Here is a 21,826-nt window from a genome sequence, read left to right on the forward strand (position 1 = left end):
ACTATTGCCACAACCGGCCGATAATCGGGTGCGAAGGATTTCGCGCATGAACACAGGTGACGACCGCCGCGCCCAGCTACCCTGCGCCGCCGCGCTTGGCATGCGTGGCGGCGCCGGCGCGCGCTTGACGGCCGGGGAGGGGGCATGAGCAGGTACCGCCCGCGCGAATGGCATCCGGAAGAGCGGCCAAGCCTGCCCGGCTCGCCCTCGTTTCCACAGGGGCGGCCGTTCTCGATGCGGATTGCCTATTTGGCCGTGGGCACGATCGTCACCTTGACCGGTGGCCTGGGCAACGCACTGGTATCGGCCAACCTGGTCAACCTGCAAGGCGTGCTGGGCGCCTATTCGACCGAGACCAACTGGCTGCCGGTCGCCTATGTGATGACAAATGCCTCGATGAACCTGCTGCTGGTGAAATTCCGCCAGCAGTTCGGCCTGCGCCTGTTCACCGAGTTGTTCCTGGTGCTGTATGCGGTGGTGACGTTCGCGCACCTGTTCGTCAACGACCTTGCCTCGGCCATCATGGTGCGTGGCGCGCACGGGCTGGTGGGAGGCGCACTGTCGACGCTCGGCCTGTACTACACGCTGCAGGCCTTTCCGCGACGCGAGACGCGCCTGCGCGGCACCGCGCTGTCGCTCGGTATTTCCCAACTGCCGGTGCCGCTGGCATACATCTTCTCGAACGACCTGCTGCAGTTTGGCGAGTGGCGCGGGCTATACATGTTCGAGCTGGGCTTGGCGCTGCTGGCACTGGCCTGCACGGTGGCGCTCAAGCTGCCGCCGGGCGACCACTACAAGGTGTTCCGGCGGACCGATTTCCTCACCTTTGCCCTGTTCGCGCCGGGCGTGGCGTTGCTGTCGGTGGCAGTGACCTTCGGGCGCCTGCTGTGGTGGTTCGATACGCCGTGGGTCGGCATCGCGCTGGCCACCTCGATCGTGCTGATCGTGGCCGCGATCGCGGTCGAGCACAACCGCACCAACCCGCTGCTCAATATCCGCTGGCTCACCAACGGCAACATCGTCCGGCTGGGGCTGGCGATGATCCTGGTGCGCGTCGTGCAATCGGAGCAGAGCGTGGGCGCGGTCGCGTTCCTGCGCCTGATGGGCCTGAACAACAACGAAATGACGACGCTGTTCGGCATCGTGGTGCTGGCCACCATTCTCGGCACCGTGGTGGCGGCGGTCACCGTCAATATCGACCACCTGCTGGCGCCACAGGCGGTCGCCCTCTTGATCATGGCGCTGGGCGCCTGGATCGATTCGCACACGACCAATGTGACGCGGCCCCCACAGATGTACTTGAGCCAGAGCCTGCTGGGGTTCGGCGGCGCGCTGTTCCTCGGTCCGCTGGTCATATCGCTGATAAGCCAGGTGGTCGCCAACCCGTCCAACCTGGTCAGTTTTTCGGTGATGTTCAGTCTTAATCAAAACCTCGGCGGGTTGATCGGCACGTCACTGATCGGCACGTTCCAGGTGGCGCGCGAAAAGTTCCACTCATCGCAGCTCGTCGGTAACCTGACTGCGCTCGATCCGCTGGTCGCGGACAGAGTCCAACGCACCGCCGGTGCATTCGGGCGCGCGATCGCCGACCCGGCCGCGCGCACCAGACAGGCGCTCGCCACCCTGTCCGCCAGTGCCAACCGCGAGGCCAACGTCCTCGCCTACAACGACGTGTTCATGCTGATCGCCTTGTTGGCCACGCTGCACGCGATGTGGGTGATCGGCCGCGCGCTGTATCTCCGGCGCCAGGCCAGGCTGGCGCCGCCCGCGCCGCCTGGCCCGCCGGCCGTTCCTCCTCAACTGACCGACTGACATGGCCGAAGCCACCGCGACACCAGCTTCCACGCCCACCAGCGCTGCGCCCCAGAAGCCGAAGCGCAAAGTCTGGCTGAGCGCGCTCGTCTTTGCCGTGCTGGCGCTGGCCGGCGTGCTGATCGTCCTGTACGCCTGGGAGCTGCCGCCGTTTCGCAGCGCGATCCAGAGCACCGAAAACGCGATGGTGAACGGCCAGGTGACGATCATCAGTCCCCAGCTGTCCGGTTACGTGGTCGAGGTTCACGTGCAGGACTTCCAGTACGTGCGCCAGGGCGAACTCCTGATGCAGATCGACGACCGCATCTATCGTCAGCACCTGGACCAGGCGCACGCCCAGTTGCACACCGCGCTCGCCGCGCTGGCCAACTACCCGCAGGCCAACCGCAGCGCGCAAGCGACGGTGGCCCAGAACCAGGCGGCGCTGGTCAACGCCCAGGCGCAACAGCGCAAGGCGCAGGCCGACCTGCGGCGGGTCGAGGAGCTGGCGGCCGACGGTTCGCTGTCCACACGCGAGCTCGACGCCGCGCGCGCCACGTATGCGCAGACATCGGCGGCGACCGAACAGGCCCGCGCCACGCTCGAGATCGGGCGCCAGAACCTGCGTTCGGTAAGCGTCAACCTCAACTCGCTCAAGGCGGCGGTGGAAACCGCGCAGGCAGCGATCCGGCTGGCCGAAATCGACCTGTCGAACACGCGCATCGTGGCGCCACGCGATGGCCAGCTGGGACAGGTGACGGTGCGCCTGGGCGCCTGGGTCAACTCGGGCGCACAGCTGACGGCGCTGGTGCCGCCGGTGACCTGGGTAATCGCCAACATGAAGGAGACGCAGATGGCCAACGTGCACGTGGGCCAGCGCGCCACTTTCACGGTCGATGCGCTTAACAACGCCAGGCTGCGCGGGATTGTTGAACGCATCTCGCCGGCCACCGGTTCCGAATTCGCCGTGCTCCCGCCCGACAACGCGACCGGCAACTTCGTCAAGATCGCCCAGCGCATCCCGGTGCGCATCAGTATCGACACCGATCAGCCGCTGGCGCGGCGGCTGCGGCCCGGCATGTCGGTCGTGGTCAGCATCGATACCGCGTCGGGGCCACAGGGACGCCGGCAATGAGGCGTGCCGCCGGCAAGGCGCGCGTTGGTGCGGCCCTGCTGCTTGCGCTCGTGCTCGCGGGTTGCGGCATGGCGCCGCAAAAGCCCCCCGCATCGACCCTGGTCATGCCGCCTGCGTGGCGAACGCCGGTCGTCGGGCCGGAATCAAAAGTCGAGCGCGACTGGTGGCGCGCGTTCGACGACCCGGCGCTCGACGCGCTGGTGCGCAAGGCACTGGAGCACAATGCAGACCTGCGCACGGCGCGCTCCCGGCTGCAGGAGTACCGGGCGCGCGTGATCGTGGCGCAAAGCGCACAACGGCCGGAACTGAATGCGAACCTTAGCCCGAGCAAGTCGCGCCTCATCGGGCCGTTCGGTACGCCGATCCAGATCGCGGCGATTACTGGCGGCGTAACGGCCAGCTATGAGGTCGACCTGTCCGGAGCCCTGGCCGCGACGACCGCGGCGGCGCGCTTCGATTACCAGACGCAGCAGGCCGCAGCCGACGCGGCGGCGTTGTCGGTCGCGGCTACCGTGGCGTCAGGCTACTTGAACCTGCGCGGGCTCGACGCCCAACTGGTGGTGGCGCACGACACGCTCATCTCGCGCCAGCGTTCGTTCGACCTGGCACGGCGCCAGTTCGAAGTCGGCTACAGCTCGCGGCTCGAGCTGGCGCAGGCCGAGGCGGAGCTGCATACGGCCGCCGGCGTGGTGCCGCAGCTTGAACAGGCGATCGGAGAGCAGGAGAACGCGCTGTCCGTGCTCGTCGGCGACAATCCGGGACCGGTTGCGCGCGGCCGTACGCTCAGCGAGCTCAATGCCCCATCGATCGCCCCCGGGCTGCCGTCCGAGCTCCTGCGCCGGCGCCCCGACATCGCCCAGGCCGAGCAAGCGGTGGCGGCGGCAGATGCCAACCTGGCGGCGGCGCGTGACAAGTTGCTGCCTTCGCTCAGCCTGAACGCATCGTACGGGATGTATGCGTACAGCCTGAAGCAGCTGGTGCAAGAGCCGTTCCAGTTGTGGAGCATTGGCGCCAGCGTGCTGGCACCGCTCTTTAATGGCGGCCGCCTGCGCGCTCAGGCCGACATTGCCGCCTCGCTGCGCGACCGGGCGGTGTTTGCATACGAGAGCGTGGTGCGCAATGCCTTTGCCGAAACCGAGAACAGCCTGGACGCGATCGAGCGCCTTGGCGACCAGCTGCGCGAAGCCCAGGCGCGGCAGCTGGTCCAGGCCGAGGTGCTGCGCGTGGCGCACAAGCGCTATGCGAATGGCTATGCCTCGTACCTGGAGGAGCTGGACGCGCAGCGCAACCTGTTCAGCGCACAGATCAACGTCCTGCAGCTGCGCCAGAACCTGCTCGCGGCCCATGTCAACCTGTATCGGGCGCTGGGAGGCGGCTGGACTCCCGGGCGCGCCAAGGACTCTGAAGGCAACAGGGCGCCGTGACTGCTACAATCCGCGGCCAATGATTGATGCCACCAAACCCAAACGCCCGACCTGCGCCACCTGCCTGCGTGCGCAGGCGGCATGCATCTGCGGCTGGATCGCGCACTGCGACTCGCGCGTGGAACTGCTGATCCTGCAGCACCCGCTCGAGGTGGGCAATGCCAAGAACAGCGCGCGCCTGCTGCACTTGTGTGTGGGCGGCAGCCGGTTGCTGGTCGGCGAGACGTTTGCAGAGGCGCAACTGCTCGAATGGCTGTACGGAGACGCACGTGTGCCCGTCCTGCTGTATCCGGAGACCCCGGGCGATGCGTCGCTCGGCATCGCGCCGCCGCCGGCCCTGAATGCAAACCTGCTGGGCGAGCCGGCGCGCTTGCGGCTGGTGGTGATCGACGCCACCTGGCGCAAGAGCCGCAAGATGCTCTACACCAATCCGCTGCTGCAGCGCCTGCCCCGGCTGGCCTTGCGCGACATGCCCGCGTCAAATTATCGGATCCGCAAGGCGCACGCCCCGGACCAGCTCTCGACATTGGAAGCGTCCGCGCATGCCCTGATGCAGTTGCACGACGACACGGAACGGTTTTGGCCGCTGCTCACCGCATTCGACGGTTTTGTGGCGCAACAGGCCCGCTACGCACACGCTTGAATTCACCAACGGAGCGCAGTAAGATACTGTATAAACGTACAGTACAGGTGACCTGTGGCCGAACGCGAACAACGCAAGGGTGGCGACTCCAGCGAAGAGCCGGTGGTGTTTCACCAGCGCCCGCCAGCAGCGCGCAAGGGGCGTGGCGCGGTGTCCAACATCCAGGGCCGTTATGAAGTCGACGTGCGCGAGCGCTTTGACGATGGCTGGTCGCGGGACGACGAGGAGGGCGAGCCGGCGCCGTTCAAGACCCAGGTTACGGACGAGTACGCCAAGACCATCCTCACCCGCAATGCTTCACCGGACATACCCTTCAACGTCTCGCTGAATCCGTACCGTGGGTGCGAGCACGGTTGCATCTACTGCTTCGCGCGGCCGACGCACAGCTATCTTGGGCTGTCGCCCGGACTCGATTTCGAAAGCCGCCTGTTCGCCAAGGTCAACGCCGCCGACCTGCTGCGGCGCGAACTGGCGCGGCCTGGATACGTGCCCGAGCACATCGCCATCGGCGTGAACACCGATGCCTACCAGCCGTGCGAGCGCGAGCGCGGCATCACGCGCCAGGTGATCGAGGTGCTGCACGAGTGCAATCACCCGGCTGGCCTGATCACCAAGTCGTCATTGATCGAACGCGATATCGACCTGTTGGCGCCGATGGCGGCCAAGGGCCTGGTCTGCGCCGCGATCACGCTCACCACCCTGGAGCCGGACATCTCGCGCACGCTCGAGCCACGCGCGGCTGCGCCAGCGCGTCGCCTGCGCGCGATCCGCACACTGACCGAGGCCGGCATCCCGGTCAGCGTCAGCGTCGCACCCATCATCCCGTTCATTACCGAGCCGGAAATCGAAAAGATACTTGAGGCCGCGCGCGATGCCGGCGCGGTCGGGGCGCACTATGTGGTGCTGCGGCTGCCGTGGGAAGTCAATCCGCTGTTCCACGAATGGCTGCAGGCACATTTTCCCGAGCGTGCGCAGCGCGTGATGAACCGCGTGCGCGAAATGCGCGGCGGCAAGGACTACGACAGCGATTTTTCCCAGCGCATGCACGGGGAGGGCGTCTGGGCCGACCTGATCCGCCAAAGGTTCACCAAGACCGTCGAGCGGCTGGGCATGAGCGGATTTCGCGGGCGTTTCGAGCGGCTCGACGTGTCGCAGTTCAAGCGCCCGCAGGTGGTGCCGGCGCCGCCGGGCAAGCAGTGCGGCAACGCGACCGGGCAGCTCGATCTGTTCTAGCCACAATGAAGCCTGCCGACTGAAAAAAGTTACGCAAGTGCCGATTTCATCAATTCGATTAGTGGCAAGCTCGGCCGTAGTCCGGTTGTCAGAAGAATATTATTGAACTAAACGCCATGTTGAAGGTCGCGGCCAACGCGGCGTTTCGCTGCCTTTGCGCTTGGCTAACCGACCCCACAGCGGGTTGTTGCGTGATCGCAATTGATGAGATTTCTTTCATGCGAGCATTTTGACTTGCGCACCCAAAAAACTGCCATCAGGTGGCTCTTACTGACGCGACGTGATCGTTAAGGCTAAGGCAATGCCATGAAACGTCACCTTCAAAGAAGATGGTTAAAAGGTTCGGCGACGGTCGTTGTAGCCTTGGCCTGCGTCTGGGGCGCGGTCGCGGCCTGGGGAAAGCTTGACGGAGCGTCCGTCCGGCCGGCCGGATGCTTCGGCCGATACGCGGTCACGGCACAAGTGCCGGTGCATCTGATTGATCGCGCCTTCCAGTTCTATTGGGGCGACGTCCAAACTTATCGTGAAAGTGCCGTGGCATACGAGGCCCGGTTGCGTGAGGCACTGGCGCGGGCGCGGCAAGACGGCGGGCTGATCGAGGAACCCAAGCTCATCGGTCCCGGCAGCGGTACTCTCTTCGTCAGGCAAGAGGAACTGGGTGCGCCATACGATCCAAACGCCTCGGAGGTCGTGGGGCTCACCCATATCGACGGCGTGACCTTCGAGTACAAGAAGCGCACTGTTAACCGGCTGCGTGGATTGGCGAAGGAGCGCGCCCAGGAGATCCTTGCGGCCGCACATGGATACCAGGAAAGTGAAAGCCCGACAGAGGACGCCTTTTGCGTCGGCGACGGGGTGCTCACGCTGGCGCGCCAACGTGGCTGGTATGAGTCGGTGCAGCTTGGTGGAACGTTCAACCTGCACGGATTCGCTTATGGCTTCCTGTTAAGCATTCGCGCGGCGCCGGGCGGGGAAATGGATTCGAATGACCTGGAAGACCGGCGGCAGGCGATGTTGCAGGCGGCCGGCGCGGGCAATACAACCGTGCGTTCGGCGGTACCCGTTGCGCAAGGGTATCCGGGTGAGCGCCTGCTCTACGTCGAGCGGCAGGACGAGTCGCAGTTTCCTGTCTATGAGTGGGAAGGTGCGCCGGAGCCGGCCGCCCGGCACGGTCCTCCGGAGCGCGTCGTACTGCACATCTGGCCGGAACGCCGCGGCGACTTCAGCGCGGCCAACTCCCTGGTGCGAGCTGCACAGGAAGGAAAGCATGACAAGCCTTTCCTGTTCGAGGTCAGGCCACTGCCGCTACAGGCCAAGCCGCCGCGCCAGCCTTTTGCCCCCGCCGGAGAGGAGAGCAAGCTGCCATGGGCGATACGCCTGTTGAATCGACAGACGATGGAACCGCTGGCCGGACGTGCTTATACGCTGCATCGCAATGACAAGGCAGTGTTCAAAGGGCGTTCCGACCCCGAAGGCTATACCCTGACCCAAAATATCGATTATTTCGAAACGTTGACCGTACGCGTGGAGGCTGAAACCGAATCCGCCTCCTCCGGCGAGTAAAGGTTGTAGCGTTCTCTCGATTCCATTACGATTGCTGCTCGGTAATTGAAGGGCAAGTCATGGCAGAGCAGGACGTGGAAATGGATGTGGTCGAGAAGATCGTGTTTGTCGGCGCCGAGTCGACCGGCAAGTCGACGCTGGTGGAGTATCTGGCACGGCAATTCGACACCGCATATGTCCCCGAAATTGGCCGCTTGGTCTGGGAAGAAAAGCAGGGCAAGCTGAACGTGGACGACTATGTCGACATCGCGGTCAAGCATCGACAGGCCGAGGTCGAGGCGCAGGCGCGCGCGCGCCGTTACCTGTTCGTGGACACCAGCGCGCTCACCACGCTGCTGCTCGGTTACGAGTTTGGCCACATCGACCAGGCGCCAGCCGAACTGCTGAACTATGCCGACGACTGCAAGCAGCGCTACGCCCACCATTTCGTGTGTGCCGACGACATCCCGTTCGTGCAGGATGGCGTGCGCCAAAATGAAGACTGGCGCGGGCGCATCCACAAGCTGGTGCTGGAAGACCTTCAAGCGCGCGGCATTGCGTACACGATCGTGCGCGGAACGGTCGAGGAGCGCGCGGAACAGGTACGGCGCGTGCTCAAGGCTGCCTGAGCCGTTTTCAGCAGGCTGTCACGGGTGGCAAAGCGCCCGTCAACTCCGCCAGATGCCGCTCGATCTCGAACACGTGCGGATCCGTCTTGCCCAAATCACGCAGCGCCTGGGCCAGCTCAAGCAGGTATTCGCTATTTGGACCGCTGGGTCCGGCCGCGCCTGCGATATGGCGGGCGATCTCGCGTTCGGTGGCCGGCCCGAGGTAGGCAGCGTTTTCGTGGGTGGCAATGTAGACCAGGCCTTCGACACTGGTGCCATCTTCAAAACGCATGTCGATCGCCAGGCGCAGGTAGCCGTTCTTTTCGCGATGGTCGAGGTGGGCGAATTCCTCAGGGGTGACGAGGTAGGCCATGCCGTGGCAGACGGCGCCGGGCTCCGGCACCAGCGTGACCACCCTTCCTGGCGCGGTTTCGGTGCCGCGATGGTCGTGTGAACCCTGCCAGAAGCGACGCGCCCAGTTGGCGATGCTGGCCGGCCGCCGCTCGAGGAAGGGAAAGTCGGCCTTGAAGATCAGCGAGCCGTAGCCGAACAGCCAGACGCTTGCGTGACTGTCGAATTTGTCCATGCGCTGGTTGATCGCAATGGTGTTGGGGGACATCCTTGTATTTCCTACTAAAATTTCCTGGGGAAACCGTTCCGCTAATTGTAGCGCGCGCGGTGGTCAGGTGCTGGAAGCTGCCTCAAGTCTGAATGTCTTGCGTGGCGGGCCGTTGTTCCGACACGAAGCGCAGCAGGAAGTCGATGAAGCTTTCCGCCGCCGGCGACAGCGAGCGGCCGGCACGGGTGTAGACGTAGAAGCGGCGGGTGAGCACTGGTTCCTCCAGGGGCCGCATGGAGAGGCGATACAGGTTCACCAGCGGTTCGGCATAGGGCAGGCATACCGTCACGCCCAGTCCGCTGCTGACCATCGCCAGCGCGGTGGTCATGAAAGTCACCTCGTTGGCCGGCTGCAGCGCCAGGTCCCGCATGTCCGCGTGCAGCCGCTCGGTGAACTGGCCCTTGAGCGAGATAAACGGATGCTGCGTCAGGTCCTGCCAGGTCACGCGCGCACGAGTCGCGAGCGGATGGTCTTGCGGGCACACCAGGGCGAACGGCATGTCGAACAGTTCGCGCGCCTGCAATTGGGGCGCCGGATCGCGCTCGGGCCCGATGCCCAGGTCGACTTCCCCCGACAGGACGCGCGTGATCACGCTCTCGACTTCACAGTCGGCCAGGCGCACCTGGATCGCGGGGTGCTCGGCCTTGTAGGCGGCAATCGCGCCCGGCGCCATCGTGCAGGCCATCAGTTGCGGCGCCGCGATCCGCACGATCCCGGTCTTCAGGCGGGTTTGCTGGGCAATGTTCGCCAACGCACCGTCGAGATCGTCCAGCATCTGGCCAAATAGGGGGTAGAGCTCGGTCCCGATTTCGGTGAGGGCGATTCGGCGTGTGTTGCGATCAACCACACGCGCGCCCAATGTTTGTTCCAATTCTTTGATTAAACCCGATAAAGCTGATTGGGTGACGTGCATTGACTGGGCAGCAAGCGTAAAGTTACCAGTCTTGGCCAGTGCTACGAAGGCACGCATCTGGCGCAGCGTAGGATTCATAAGGTAATCCGATAAGTCAGGCGGGAAATATTGTTTGTATGATAGTTCGTTTTACCCTTAAATGGCGGGAACTATTTGCAACGTGAAGGAGACGCCATGAAACTCGCAACCCTGAAGGCTGGTGGCCGCGACGGCACACTGGTCGTCGTCAGCCGCGACCTGCTGACCGCGCAAGAGGTGCCCGGGGTCGCGCGCACGCTGCAGCATGCGCTGGACGACTGGCACATGGTCGCGCCCCGCCTGCAGCAGGTATACGAACGGCTTAATGCCGGCAACGCCGAGGGGGCCGTATCGTTCCATCAGGACGCCTGTCATTCGCCCCTGCCGCGCGCGTATCAGTGGGCGGACGGTTCAGCCTACATCAACCACGTCGAGCTGGTGCGCCGCGCGCGCGGTGCGCAAGTGCCGGAATCGTTCTACGCCGACCCGCTGATGTACCAGGGCGGTTCCGATTCGTTCGTCGGCCCGCGTGATCCGATCGCCGTGCTGGAGCAAGAGTGGGGCATCGACTTCGAGGCCGAGGTCGCGGTGGTCACCGGCGACGTGCCGATGGGCGCCAGCGCCGACCAGGCGCAAGATGCGATCCGCCTCGTCATGCTGGTCAACGACGTCTCGCTGCGCAACCTGATTCCGGGCGAGCTTGCCAAGGGTTTCGGCTTTTTCCAGTCCAAGCCGGCCAGTGCGTTCTCGCCGGTCGCCGTCACGCCTGACGAACTGGGCAGCGCCTGGCGCGACTGCAAGCTGCATCTGCCGCTGCAGGTGACATTGAACGGGCGCCTGTTCGGCAAACCGGACGCCGGCACCGACATGACCTTCAACTTCGCCCAGCTGATCGCACACGCCGCGCGCACACGCGAGCTGGGCGCGGGCAGCATCATCGGCTCGGGCACCGTGTCGAACAAGCAGGGCAGCCTGCACGGCTCGAGCATCGCGAACGGCGGCGTCGGTTACTGCTGCCTGGCCGAGCTGCGCACTTACGAAACGATCGAGCAGGGCGCGCCGCAAACGCCGTACCTGCGCCATGGCGATACCGTCCGTATCGAGATGCTTGACGCAAGCGGCGCGTCCATCTTCGGGACCATCGAGCAGGAGGTTGCGCACTACCACGGGAGGAAGGAATGAAGCTCTACACGTACTTTCGCAGCTCGGCGGCATACCGGGTGCGCATCGCTCTTAACCTCAAGGGCCTGTCCTACGAGGCGATTCCGGTTCACCTGTTAAGAAACGGCGGCGAGCAGCTCCAGGACGACTACCGCAATATCAACCCGAGTGCCTCCGTGCCTGCGCTACAGGACGAGCGTGGCACGGTGACCCAGTCGATGGCGATCCTGGAGTATCTCGAAGAGACCCACCCGGACGTGCCGCTGCTGCCGCCTGATCCGCTCGGGCGCGCACGGGTGCGCGAGCTGTCCCAGATCGTCGCCTGCGATATCCACCCGCTGAACAATTTGCGCGTGCTGCGCTACCTGAAGCATACCGTGGGCGTGTCCGAGGAAACGAAGGACGAATGGTATCGCCACTGGGTCAGGGAAGGCCTGGCGGCGCTGGAAGCGCACCTGGATCGCGACCGCGGCACGGGGCACTTCTGCCACGGCGAGACGCCTAGCCTGGCCGACTGCTTCCTGGTGCCGCAGGTGTTCAATGCCGAGCGCTTCGGGATCGACGTTTCCGCCTACCCGAATATCGCCCGCATCAACGCCAACTGCGTGGTCCTGCCGGCGTTTCAGCACGCCCACCCATCCCAGCAGCCCGACGCCGAATAGTCCGCCGCTCAGTCGGCCCGCAGGGCATCCACGATCTCCATGCGGGCCGCGCGCAGCGCCGGCAGGAAGCCGCCGACAAAGCCCATCGCCAGCGCGAACAGCAGCGACTCGGCGATGATCGCAAGGTTCAGCCGGAAGCCGAACGCCAGCTCGGAGAACGACTGGAAGTTGGTGGTCGAAAAGGAGAGGAACTGCATCAGCGAGGCGCAGGCCAGGCCGGCGACGCCCCCGGCCAGCCCGAGCATCAGCGACTCGACAAGGAAGGCGGCCAGGATGCTGCGTCTTTGGTAACCGAGCGCGCGCAGGGTGCCGATTTCCGTCACGCGGTTGGCCACCGAGGCGTGCATCGTAACCGACGCGCCGATCACCGCGCCGATCGAAAAGATCACCGAGAGCGCCAGCCCGAGGACGTCGATGAAGGTCGACAGCGCGCGCGTCTGGTCCGAGTAGAACGCCTGTTCGCGCTTGGCTTCGAGGGTCAGGCGCGGGTCGGATTCGACCGTCTTCTTGAATGCGTCATACTCTCCGCTGGCGGCCAGCTTGAGCACCAGCGACGAATACACCGGCCGCCGGAACGCCTGCATCAGCTGGTCGCAATCGCCCCAGATCTCGGAATCGAAGCCGCTGTTGCCGGCGTCGAACAGGCCGACCACGGTCCAATCGCGCTGGCCGAAGCGTATTTGTTCGCCCAGGCCCGTCCCGACGAAGCGGTGCGCGATGCCGGCGCCGGCGATAATTTCGGACGAGCCGGGGCGGAACATGCGGCCCGCAACCAGACGCACTTGCGGCCGCAGCGCGCGTGCGTGTGGGCCGACGCCGCGGATCAGCACATTGGAACGGCGCGGGGCCGCGCCCTGGTCCGGCGCGCGCCGGTCGAGCGAGATCAGCACCACCGTCTCGCGCGAGGCGAAAGGCAGGCCGTCGCGCGCGAGCGCGACCTGCGGCTGGCTTTCGACCACGCTTGCCTGCTCGCGCGGGACAGCGCTTTGCACCTCGGTTTCGGCCGAACTGCGGATCAGCACCACGTTGTCGAACTCGCCGGTGGTGACCATGGTCGCCTTCAGGCCGGCGTCCAGCATCAGCACCGCGGCAAACACGAACACCACCAGCGCCATGCCCGCTGCGGTAAGCGCGGTGGTCAGGCGCCGCGCCCACAGGGTGCGTGCGATGTAACTTGGCGGAATCTTCATGCGACGCTCCGCAGGCCTTCGGCGATGTTCACGCGCGCCGCGCGCAGCGCCGGCGCGGCCGCCGCCACCAGGCCGACCGCGAGCGCGGCGCCGAACTGCATCAGCAGCGTGCCCGGCGCGACCTCGAACACCGGAAAGATCGTGCCCATGCGCGCCGCGAACGCGGCCGTCACCGGGAACAGCAGTGCGGCCCCGAGCGCTGCCCCGAACAGGGACAGCAGCAGCGATTCGCCGACGATCAGCCGTGCCAGAAAGCCGGGCCCGAAGCCGAGCGCCTTAAGCGTGGCGTATTCCGACAGCCGTTCGCGCGCGCTCATCGCCATCGTATTGGCCATCACCGCCATGATGATCAGGATGACGACGAACGACACCAGCCGGATCGCCACCACGATCGCGTCCGACATCGAGACGAACGAGAGCTGGAATGCTTTTTCGGTTTCGGTCAGTGTTTCGGCCAGCGAGTTGCTGAAGGAGGCGTCGATTGCGGCGCTGACCGCCGCCGCGTGCTCGGGGCTGCGGATCTGCACCACGTACACGCCGACCTGGTTCGCGCGTCGCGGCGCGGTCTTGAGCAAAGACTCGTTCAGGTAGTCCCAGTGGAAGAACATCTGGGTGGTCACGGTGCTGCTCTGGCGGCCGTCGTAAATCCCGCGCACCACGAACTCCCACTGGCCGGGGAAGATCGTGCCACGCAACGGGATCACGTCGCCGATCTTAAAGTGATATTCGTCGGCCAGCTTGCGCCCGACCAGCGCGCCCTTGCGGTCGCGTAGAAACGCCTTGCGCTGATCCTCCGGCAGCACAAAATCCGGATAGATGTCGAGGTAGTTGGCGCCGGAAATCGCCAGCTGGGGGAAGAAGTTCTTCGGTTCCTGGTAGATGCCGCCGAACCAGTTGGCATAGGCGACGCGCGTGACGCCATCGACGGCGCGGATCTTGGCCGCATAGGAGATCGGCAGCGCGAACACCAGCGAAATGGCGTTGCGCGTGACGAGGGTGGTGTTCGACGCCGCGTCGGCGCCCGCGTACCACGCCTTTACCACGGTCTGCAGCAGGCCGAAGGCGAGGGTGGCGACCACCAGGCCGGCCACCGTCAGGATGGTGCGCAGCTTGTGGCGCAGCGCATTGCGTACGATGAGCCTGGAGGTCTGCATGGGCTAGCGCGGCATGTGCAGCTCGCCCTTTTCGAGGTGGATGACGGTGCGCGCGCAAGCCGCGGCCTGCGCGTCGTGGGTGACCATGATGATGGTCTTGCCCAGTTCACGGTTCAGGCGCTGCATCAGGTCGAGGATTTCGCTCGCGGACGCGCGATCCAGGTCGCCGGTCGGCTCGTCGGCGGCGATCAGGGTCGGGTCGGTGACGACCGCGCGTGCGATCGCCACCCGTTGCTGCTGGCCGCCCGACAACTCGCCGGGCCGGTGGTCCAGGCGTTCGCCAAGCCCGACCATATGTAAGGTCAGCGCCGCCCGTTCGCGCCGCTCGCGCCGGGTGAGGTTTGTGAGCAGCAGCGGCAGCTCGACGTTCTCCAATGCGGACAGGACCGGCATCAGGTTATAGAACTGGAAGATGAAGCCGACGTGCGCCGCACGCCAGGCTGCCAACCCGGCTTCGCCCAGCGTAGTGATGTCCTGTCCGGCGACGCGCAACCCGCCACGGTCCGGCTTGTCGATGCCCGCAATGAGGTTGAGCAGGGTGCTTTTGCCGGACCCGGATGGCCCCATCAACGCGGTGAAGTCGCCGGTCTGGATCGAGAGCGTGATGTCGGTCAGGACCGGCACCACCTGGCTGCCGCGCCGGTAGGATTTGGCCAGGTGTTCGATCTCGACCAGCGCCGCCATGATTTACTTGCTCACATTCTCGACCGCCATGCCGTCCGCCAGTCGCCCGTTGGGGTTGAGCACGACCTTGTCGCCGGGCGCGAGGCCCGCGACCTCCAGCAGTTCGCCGAGCCGGCGTCCGGTGCGCACCGGCGCCTCGTGCACGCGGCCGTTGCTGACCACGTACGCGACCTGGCGGGCGCCGCGGCTGGCGAGCGCCGCCGCCGGCATCGCCAGGAAGGGCCGGCGTTCGTCAGGCCTTAGCGCGCGCGACAGGAAGCCCACGCGCGCGCTCATGTCGGGCAGCACGCGCGGGTCGCGCTCGATAAAGCGCAGCTTGGCCGTGAGCGTGGCCTTGCTGCGGTCCACCGTCGGCACCATGCGCGCCACCACGCCCGAAAGGCGCAGCGCGGGAAACGCGTCGAGCTGGATCTCGGCGCTCTGGCCGACGTAAATGTGGGACAGGCTCGATTCCGACACGTCGGCTTCCACCTCGAGCGTGTCCATGTCGGCCATCGTCACGACCGCCCCCTTGGTGTCGGCCGCGGCCGAAAATGGGGTGATGTTGTCGCCCACGTTGGCGTTCTTGGTCAGGATCACGCCATCGAAGGGAGCGCGGATCAGGGTCTGGTCCAGTGCCACCTGGGCCGCGCGCGCGTTCGCCTGAGCGGCGGTGATCGCTGCTTCCATCCCGACCACGGTGGCGCGCGCCTTGTTGTAGCGCGCCAGCGCTGTGTCATTGGCGGCCTGCGAGATGAAGTGCCGGGCGAGCAAATCCGATGAGCGCTGGTAGGCGTTGCGCGCGTCATCCAGTTCGGCCTGGGCTTGCACCAGGTTGGCGCGCGCCACGCGCACATTGGCCTGCGCCTGGCCGAGCGCAGCGCTCACGTCGCGGTTTTCCAGCCGTGCGATGACTTCGCCCTGCCTGACATGGCTGCCCTCCAACACCCCCAGCCATTCGAGACGGCCGGTGGCCTTGGACGAGATCGACGCCTTGCGCTGCGGCGCCACGTAGCCGGTGGCGCTGAGCACGGTCACCTGTTGCGACGGGTAGGCCAGGGTGACGCTTGCCGTTTCGACGCTGGCGCTGCTGGCCAGCCAGTGCCAGGCAAGCAGGGCAGCCGCGCTAGCCACCAGCAGGAGCGCAATCCATGCCAGGGTCCGGCGCGCACCTCGTGGTCCAATCGGCGGCGGCACGCCGCGGTCGATTGACAGCTTGGCGAGGTCGGACGTATCCACATGCTTCCTTGCGCTGGATGAACAGGACCGGCAAGCGAAAGGCGCTGGAATTGCATGCAACCGTGGCCCTTTCGGCCGACACGTGAATCGACCGAAAAACCGGCGTCGCCGGCGGGGCAGCCTGCGCGGTTAATCAGTGCCTGGTCGGGGAACGGTCCGGCTCGGACGGCGTGGAAATCTCGTCAAGGGCGTGATCAACCCCGGCCGAGTGCTTGGTCGCCATGTCGCCAAGCGACACGATGCCGACCATCATGTGTGACTGCTCGTCCAGCACTGGCACGCGGCGGATCTGCACGTCGCCCATCTTGTTGAGCACTTCATCCACGGTCTGCCCAGTGGTGCAGGTGCGCACCTCGGTGCTCATCACATCGCTGACATGGGTGCTGCCCGGCGCCTGGCCGGCTGCGGTCGAGCGAACCGCGATGTCGCGGTCGGTGATCATGCCGACCAGCTTTTGGCCATCGCACACCGGGATCGCGCCCACGTTCAGTTCGTCCATCATCTGCGCCGCATGCTGGACCGTGTCCTGCGGCGTAATCGTTCGCACATCGCGCGTCATTACATCTCCAATGGTTTGCATATTTGTCTCCTTTGCGATTAGGGTTGGCGGCTTTTGCGTGCAGGGCTCGTCGCCCGCTGCTAAATGATGCGCCGATTCGCAAAAGGCAGACGCATAGTTGACCATTGGCTCGAAGTCGCTGAACTAGCGCTGCGCGAACACGCTCTCGAGCGTAGGCGCGTCGATGACGGCTTCGCCCCAGCCTTCGAGCTCGGCAGCGGTTGCTGTTTGCAGCCGCTGCTTTACCCGCTCCGGCAAGGAGCCAAAGCGCCGCGCCAACTGCCGGCTGAGCAGTGCTGACAATGCTTCCTGGCGGCCGCGTTCCAGGCCACGTTCCAGACCGCGCCGTTCAAAAGACGACAAGTAAGGTTGCATAGCTCGGCTCCTTTCAAAAGCCTCGATATTGGTCATCAGTTGCGATTGCAATGCAGGTGGAATCTGCATCATCCAATCAATTACGTTGAAGAGCTCGCATATTCGCTGCTTGTCCCAGTCGCGCCGGTGCAACAGCCGTGTCAGGTACCATTTGGCTGCGTAGCGTTCGACATCCCGGCCTCGTGTTTGTTGCGTCAGGAGGTGCGCCGCGGTGACCAGCCCGAACGGGTTTGTTCCACCCAGCAGTTGCTGCAGGCTCGGTGCGTAATCGCTGAGTTTGACGATCGGGAAGTGCAGCGCCACCCGGCAGCCAAACAGGCGATAAGTGAATTTCCGCGGCTTCCAGTTGCAGTTTGAATCGGCAAGGACAGCCAGGCTGGCCACCGGAGCGCGGTAGCGATCGTAGATGCGATAGTTGTAGACGTAAATTCTCTCGGCGAATCCTTGGTCGACGTACCCTTGCAGTTCTACGTGAACCAGCACCCACTTTTCCGCGCCATCCTTCCGGACGACCCGAACCAGCTTGTCGACGCGCTTGCTGCTGAGCTCAGAATCGCGTGTTATCTGGGCAAGCTCTTGCTCCAGAAATACGTGCGGCACAGACCAGTCGATAACGCGAAACGCCTGCGGAAAGTAGAACGACAAAAACTCCGGAAAATACTGGCGCAAGGCGTCTTTCCATGGGGTGTCATAGTCGTCGTTCATCGCGGCGCCCGGTCGGTATGTTCATGCTTGGACCGGGCTCATCGACGATCGTTCAAGATTCGCGCCGCTGCTTCACGCTGCGCCGGCACGGTACAATCCGTTCTTTCCGCCAACCCGACCCCCGATGTCCATTGTCCCGATCCCGCCCGCCATTGTTTCCGCACTGGACCGTGCCGACGCCTCCTGGCGGCCGCACCTGATGGCCGGCCTGGAGGCGGTCGCACAAGCCAATCCCGCCTACTTGCCGGCGCTGGCGGACGACCATTACCTTCCGACGGAACAGCGCTTGTTCGCCGCTTTCGGGCTTCCGCTCGACAAGGTGCGCTACGTGCTCGTAGGGGAGGGACCGTATCCGCGTGCGGAAAGCGCGACCGGCGTGTGCTTCATGGACGGCGCGGTGGGCGAACTGTGGTGCGACGGCGGCCTGTCGAAAGCGGTCAACCGCGCCACCTCGCTGCGCAATTTCATGAAGATGCTGCTGGTGGCCGACGGCAAGCTGCGTGCCGACGACGCCAAGGGGGCGGCACTGGCGCCGATCGCGGCCCAGGCGCGCGGCGATGGCTCGATCCGCACCCTCGCCGAGCTGCAGGAAAACCTGATCCGCCACGGCTTCTTGCTGCTCAATGCCGCGCTCGTGTTTCGGCCGCACGTGGCACCGGCAGTCGAAGCGCGCGCTTGGCAGCCGTTCCTGCAGACGGTGCTGGCGGCACTGGCGCGCCAGCCGCAGCCGCCAACACTCGTGCTATGGGGGAAAATTGCCGAGCAGCTCAAGCGCCTGCCGGAAACCGCCGGCTTCCCCCAACTGTGCGCCGAGCACCCTTACAACCTGTCCTTCATTCAGCACGCCGGGATGCAGCAGCTGTTCGGACCGATGCGGCTGTTGCAGCGCGACCGGGATTACTCGGACGCGCCGCAACCCGGAGCGTCAAGCTAGTTGCAATTCCCCGCGACCCGGCCGCAAAGGAAATTAAACAGACTCACCCAGCGGCTGTCCAGGATCGAGGCTCCTTGCACCTTGGGAGCGGGCGAAACGTAGCCGTACGAGGTCACGCCCACCACCCGGTTCGAGCCGGTGTTCGATCCCGTGCCGCCGCCGACTTGCAGCGTCTGGAAGTTTTGGACCCATGGTCCGCCGCTCGAGCCGCCCGCCGCGTCTGAACCATACTGGACGGTGTTGGACCCACCGCTGCGGAACGCCCCGCTCATGACGTTCTGCATCTTCATGCAATTGTCGAGGTTGCACGGATAGCCGAGCTTGGAGGTGTGGTTGGCGGCCAGGCTGAGCGTTTGCCAGCCGAGCCAGCCGGTGATGTCGCCCAGCCGGACCGGCCGGCCTTCAGGCGAGATCGGCTGGTCGGAGAATTCGATCATTGCATAGTCGGCGGCATTGGGCACGGTCCCGCCGCCCGAGGCCCAGGTGCTGGTCACCGTGGCGGCACGCCAATTCCAGCGCAGGAAGGGGGCGGTGCCATCGCGGAACGACGGCACGAACACCCAGTTGCTGTAGAAGCCGGCTTTGGTGCCGCTGTGCACGCAGTGGCCTGCGGTGGCGACGATGCGGCGCTGGATGACGGAAGCCGAGCAGACATAGTCCTGCCTGCCGATGGTAAAGAACAATTTGCCCACCGTCGTATGCGGATAGGCCCGGTCGGCGGAAAACGGCGTGGCCGAGCCGGTGAACATCGGGAACACCCGGGTGCTGGTGAAATGCGCGCCCAAGGTCCCGACCGCGCCAGGCTCAAGTAAGCCACCGCCAGACCGTTGCACCTGCGGGTCCGGCGTAAACAGCTGTTGTTCGGCGGGGAGGACGTTAAGCAGGGGCGCCTGCCCGTCGGCGCTTTCAACCTTGCCCGTCGGTGCGCTGGGTTCCACCTTGGAATTGCTGTCCGTCGCCAGTGGCATCGGCAGCGGGGTGGCGGCCTTGAAGCGTTCCGCGGTCCAGTACTCGGCGACGGCCTTGGTATCGGTGTTGACCAGGGTGACGATGTCGGATTGCGCACGGGCTGGCATTGCCGCCGCGAGCGTCAGGGCTACAAGTGGCAGGGAAACAAACGCAAGGTTTTTCATCTAGGACTCCCGCTATTGCTCGTATGGTGGTGGAACCCTGGTGGCGCGCAGGCACCCTGCGGTGCATCGGCGACCAGAGGTAGTGAGATCTACGAGCTCAAGCTTAGGGGGAGGCGCGCGGGAAGTTCGGCGAACTTGATGGCGCACTGATGAGCATCAAGGGATAGCCCCTGTTTTCGCCGTACGGCAATGACAAGCGGCAAGACCCGGACCGGAGGCGCGCAAGACAAACCCTGATGGATTTGCTATACTTGACTAAATCAATCAACTACTCGGGTTTTCTCAAGCCTTCCAGCGACACCCGTTGTGATTGTATAAACGGAACATTTTAACATTAACCGGGGTTGTGATGCGTCTGACCACCAAAGGCCGTTTTGCTGTTACCGCGATGATCGATCTCGCCCTGCGCCAGGGCAATGGTCCTGTCACGCTGTCTGGCATCAGCCAGCGCCAGGCCATTTCGCTGTCCTACCTCGAGCAGTTGTTCGGCAAGCTGCGGCGCCACGAAATCGTCGAATCGATCCGTGGCCCGGGCGGCGGCTACAGCCTGGCCCGTCCGGCCCACAAGGTCACCGTGGCCGACATCATCATCGCCGTCGACGAGCCGCTGGATGCGACCCAGTGTGGCGGCAAAGAAAATTGCCACGGCGCCGACAGCACCACCGGCACCCGCTGCATGACCCACGAACTGTGGAGCACGCTGAACGAAAAAATGGTCGACTACCTCGATTCGGTCTCCCTGCAAGACCTGGTCGACCAGCAAAAGCAGAAGGAACAGAGTGTCGTGGTCGTGCACCGCAACCACGCCGCCGCCGGACAAACTGAAGCAAAGCAAACTGGAGTGAACTGATGAACGCGCCCTTGGACAAAAAAATCGAGCAGAGCTTCGTGACTGCGCCGCATTTCCCGATCTACATGGACTACTCGGCGACCACGCCGATTGATCCGCGTGTCGCGGACAAGATGATCCCGTACCTGCGCGAGCAGTTCGGCAACCCGGCCTCGCGCAGCCACGCCTATGGCTGGAGCGCGGAAGCCGCGGTCGAGGAGGCGCGTGCGCACGTGGCCGCGCTGGTCGGCGCCGATCCGCGCGAGATCATCTGGACGTCTGGCGCCACCGAATCGAACAACCTGGCGATCAAGGGCGCGGCCCACTTCTACAAGACCAAGGGCAAGCACATCATCACGGTCAAGACCGAACACAAGGCGGTGCTCGACACCGTGCGCGAACTGGAGCGCCAGGGGTTCGAGGCGACCTACCTTGAGCCGCAGGACAACGGCCTGATCTCGGTCGAACAGCTGGAAGCGGCGATCCGCCCGGACACCATCCTGGTATCCGTCATGCTAGTCAATAACGAGATCGGCGTGGTGCAGCCGATCGCCGAGATCGGTGAGCTGTGCCGCAAGAAGGGCGTCATCTTCCACTGCGATGCGGCCCAGGCCACCGGCAAGGTCCACATCGACCTGGAAAGCCTGAAGGTCGACCTGATGACCTTCACCGCGCACAAGACCTACGGCCCGAAAGGCGTGGGCGCACTGTACGTGCGCCGTAAGCCGCGCGTGCGCCTGGAAGCACAGATGCACGGCGGCGGCCACGAGCGCGGCCTGCGTTCGGGCACACTGCCGACCCACCAGATCGTGGGCATGGGCGAAGCCTTCCGCATCGCCAAGGAAGAGATGGATGCCGAGATCGTGCGCGTCAAGGCCTTGCGCGACCGCCTGGCCAAGGGCCTCTTGGCGATCGAGGAGGTCTACATCAACGGCGACATGGAGCACCGCGTGCCGCACAACCTGAACGTGTCGTTCAACTTCGTCGAAGGCGAATCGCTGATCATGGCGATCAAGGACATCGCGGTCTCGTCCGGTTCGGCCTGCACCTCGGCCAGCCTGGAGCCGTCCTACGTGCTGCGCGCGCTGGGCCGCAGCGACGAACTGGCGCACAGCTCGATCCGTTTCACGATCGGCCGCTTCACCACCGAGGAAGACATCGACTTCGCGGTCAACCTGCTCAAGTCGAAGGTGGGCAAGCTGCGCGAACTGTCGCCGCTGTGGGAAATGTACAAGGACGGGATCGACCTGAACTCGATCCAATGGGCCGCCCACTAATCAACCAAAATCAGGAGCA

Annotated in this window: 21 protein-coding genes; 12 read left to right on the forward strand and 9 right to left on the reverse strand. The window is 64.8% G+C overall.

What is annotated here, in order from left to right; translation table 11 throughout:
* Positions 1-144 precede the first annotated feature (144 nt).
* The 7 genes from E4O92_RS23550 (at position 145) to E4O92_RS23580 (ending at position 8,397) form a co-directional block, all read left to right on the forward strand.
* Positions 145-1,812 (forward strand): MFS transporter, encoded by a 1,668-nt coding sequence (locus E4O92_RS23550; RefSeq protein ID WP_135192075.1) that lies wholly within the window; start codon positions 145-147, stop codon positions 1,810-1,812.
* A gap of 1 nt (position 1,813) precedes the next feature.
* On the forward strand, positions 1,814-2,926 hold the full coding sequence (locus tag E4O92_RS23555; protein ID WP_135192076.1) for an HlyD family secretion protein: 1,113 nt from the start codon (positions 1,814-1,816) through the stop codon (positions 2,924-2,926).
* Entirely contained in the window at positions 2,923-4,350 is a 1,428-nt protein-coding gene (locus E4O92_RS23560) for an efflux transporter outer membrane subunit (protein ID WP_135192077.1), read from the forward strand. The genes E4O92_RS23555 and E4O92_RS23560 overlap by 4 nt, the downstream gene beginning before the upstream one ends.
* Before the next feature lie 19 nt (positions 4,351-4,369).
* Entirely contained in the window at positions 4,370-4,993 is a 624-nt protein-coding gene (locus E4O92_RS23565) for a tRNA-uridine aminocarboxypropyltransferase (RefSeq protein WP_135192078.1), read from the forward strand.
* A 102-nt stretch (positions 4,994-5,095) separates the two neighbouring features.
* On the forward strand, positions 5,096-6,226 hold the full coding sequence (locus E4O92_RS23570) for a PA0069 family radical SAM protein (RefSeq protein WP_370660024.1): 1,131 nt from the start codon (positions 5,096-5,098) through the stop codon (positions 6,224-6,226).
* 306 nt (positions 6,227-6,532) lie between these two features.
* Complete coding sequence (locus E4O92_RS23575) at positions 6,533-7,789, forward strand: hypothetical protein (RefSeq protein WP_135192079.1); 1,257 nt, start codon at positions 6,533-6,535, stop codon at positions 7,787-7,789.
* 59 nt (positions 7,790-7,848) lie between these two features.
* Positions 7,849-8,397 (forward strand): AAA family ATPase, encoded by a 549-nt coding sequence (locus E4O92_RS23580; RefSeq protein WP_229483712.1) that lies wholly within the window; start codon positions 7,849-7,851, stop codon positions 8,395-8,397.
* Between the two features lie 7 nt (positions 8,398-8,404).
* Here E4O92_RS23580 and E4O92_RS23585 read toward each other — a convergent pair whose 3' ends face one another.
* Together E4O92_RS23585 and E4O92_RS23590 are read right to left on the reverse strand one after the other, a co-directional pair.
* Positions 8,405-8,995, reverse strand: a complete 591-nt coding sequence (locus E4O92_RS23585) for a gamma-glutamylcyclotransferase (protein WP_135192080.1) — start codon at positions 8,993-8,995, stop codon at positions 8,405-8,407.
* Positions 8,996-9,077: 82 nt separating this feature from the next.
* Positions 9,078-9,986 (reverse strand): LysR family transcriptional regulator, encoded by a 909-nt coding sequence (locus E4O92_RS23590; RefSeq protein WP_135192081.1) that lies wholly within the window; start codon positions 9,984-9,986, stop codon positions 9,078-9,080.
* Between the two features lie 96 nt (positions 9,987-10,082).
* On the opposite strand from E4O92_RS23590, the gene E4O92_RS23595 reads away from it, so the two are divergent.
* Both E4O92_RS23595 and maiA read left to right on the forward strand, forming a co-directional pair.
* Positions 10,083-11,108 carry a fumarylacetoacetate hydrolase family protein gene (locus E4O92_RS23595; protein ID WP_135192082.1) on the forward strand — a complete coding sequence of 342 codons (1,026 nt, stop codon included), beginning with the start codon at positions 10,083-10,085 and terminating at the stop codon, positions 11,106-11,108.
* Positions 11,105-11,749 carry a maleylacetoacetate isomerase gene (gene maiA, locus E4O92_RS23600; RefSeq protein WP_135192083.1) on the forward strand — a complete coding sequence of 215 codons (645 nt, stop codon included), beginning with the start codon at positions 11,105-11,107 and terminating at the stop codon, positions 11,747-11,749. The genes E4O92_RS23595 and maiA overlap by 4 nt, the downstream gene beginning before the upstream one ends.
* An 8-nt stretch (positions 11,750-11,757) precedes the next feature.
* On the opposite strand, the gene E4O92_RS23605 is transcribed toward maiA, so the two are convergent.
* The 6 genes from E4O92_RS23605 to E4O92_RS23630 form a co-directional block, all read right to left on the reverse strand.
* The gene (locus E4O92_RS23605) at positions 11,758-12,939 is read right to left on the reverse strand and encodes an ABC transporter permease (RefSeq protein WP_135192084.1); all 1,182 of its coding nucleotides are present in this window, start codon (positions 12,937-12,939) and stop codon (positions 11,758-11,760) included.
* Complete coding sequence (locus E4O92_RS23610) at positions 12,936-14,093, reverse strand: ABC transporter permease (RefSeq protein ID WP_135192085.1); 1,158 nt, start codon at positions 14,091-14,093, stop codon at positions 12,936-12,938. Before E4O92_RS23610 ends, E4O92_RS23605 begins: the two co-directional genes overlap by 4 nt.
* 3 nt (positions 14,094-14,096) lie before the next feature.
* The gene (locus E4O92_RS23615; protein ID WP_135192086.1) at positions 14,097-14,777 is read right to left on the reverse strand and encodes an ABC transporter ATP-binding protein; all 681 of its coding nucleotides are present in this window, start codon (positions 14,775-14,777) and stop codon (positions 14,097-14,099) included.
* Positions 14,778-14,780: 3 nt separating this feature from the next.
* Complete coding sequence (locus tag E4O92_RS23620) at positions 14,781-15,995, reverse strand: efflux RND transporter periplasmic adaptor subunit (RefSeq protein ID WP_135192087.1); 1,215 nt, start codon at positions 15,993-15,995, stop codon at positions 14,781-14,783.
* Positions 15,996-16,128: 133 nt separating this feature from the next.
* Entirely contained in the window at positions 16,129-16,575 is a 447-nt protein-coding gene (locus E4O92_RS23625) for a CBS domain-containing protein (RefSeq protein WP_167759869.1), read from the reverse strand.
* A 123-nt stretch (positions 16,576-16,698) separates the two neighbouring features.
* Positions 16,699-17,634, reverse strand: a complete 936-nt coding sequence (locus E4O92_RS23630) for a DUF4351 domain-containing protein (RefSeq protein ID WP_135192088.1) — start codon at positions 17,632-17,634, stop codon at positions 16,699-16,701.
* 124 nt (positions 17,635-17,758) lie between these two features.
* Here E4O92_RS23630 and E4O92_RS23635 point away from each other — a divergent pair, with 124 nt between their 5' ends.
* Positions 17,759-18,568 carry a uracil-DNA glycosylase family protein gene (locus E4O92_RS23635; protein WP_135192089.1) on the forward strand — a complete coding sequence of 270 codons (810 nt, stop codon included), beginning with the start codon at positions 17,759-17,761 and terminating at the stop codon, positions 18,566-18,568.
* Here the strand turns inward: E4O92_RS23635 and E4O92_RS23640 are convergent.
* Positions 18,565-19,701, reverse strand: coding sequence for a trypsin-like serine peptidase (locus E4O92_RS23640; protein WP_135192090.1), 1,137 nt, complete (start codon positions 19,699-19,701; stop codon positions 18,565-18,567). The two genes, E4O92_RS23635 and E4O92_RS23640, sit on opposite strands and share 4 nt — an antisense overlap.
* 349 nt (positions 19,702-20,050) lie before the next feature.
* Between E4O92_RS23640 and iscR the strand changes: the two genes are divergently transcribed.
* A complete protein-coding gene (gene iscR / locus E4O92_RS23645; RefSeq protein ID WP_135192091.1) occupies positions 20,051-20,551 on the forward strand; it encodes a Fe-S cluster assembly transcriptional regulator IscR in 501 nt (166 codons plus the stop codon).
* Positions 20,551-21,807, forward strand: a complete 1,257-nt coding sequence (locus tag E4O92_RS23650; protein ID WP_135192092.1) for an IscS subfamily cysteine desulfurase — start codon at positions 20,551-20,553, stop codon at positions 21,805-21,807. Before iscR ends, E4O92_RS23650 begins: the two co-directional genes overlap by 1 nt.
* The last annotated feature ends 19 nt before the right edge of the window (positions 21,808-21,826 follow it).

The sequence above is a fragment of the Massilia horti genome, assembly GCF_004614195.1.
GTDB lineage: Bacteria > Pseudomonadota > Gammaproteobacteria > Burkholderiales > Burkholderiaceae_D > Telluria > Telluria horti.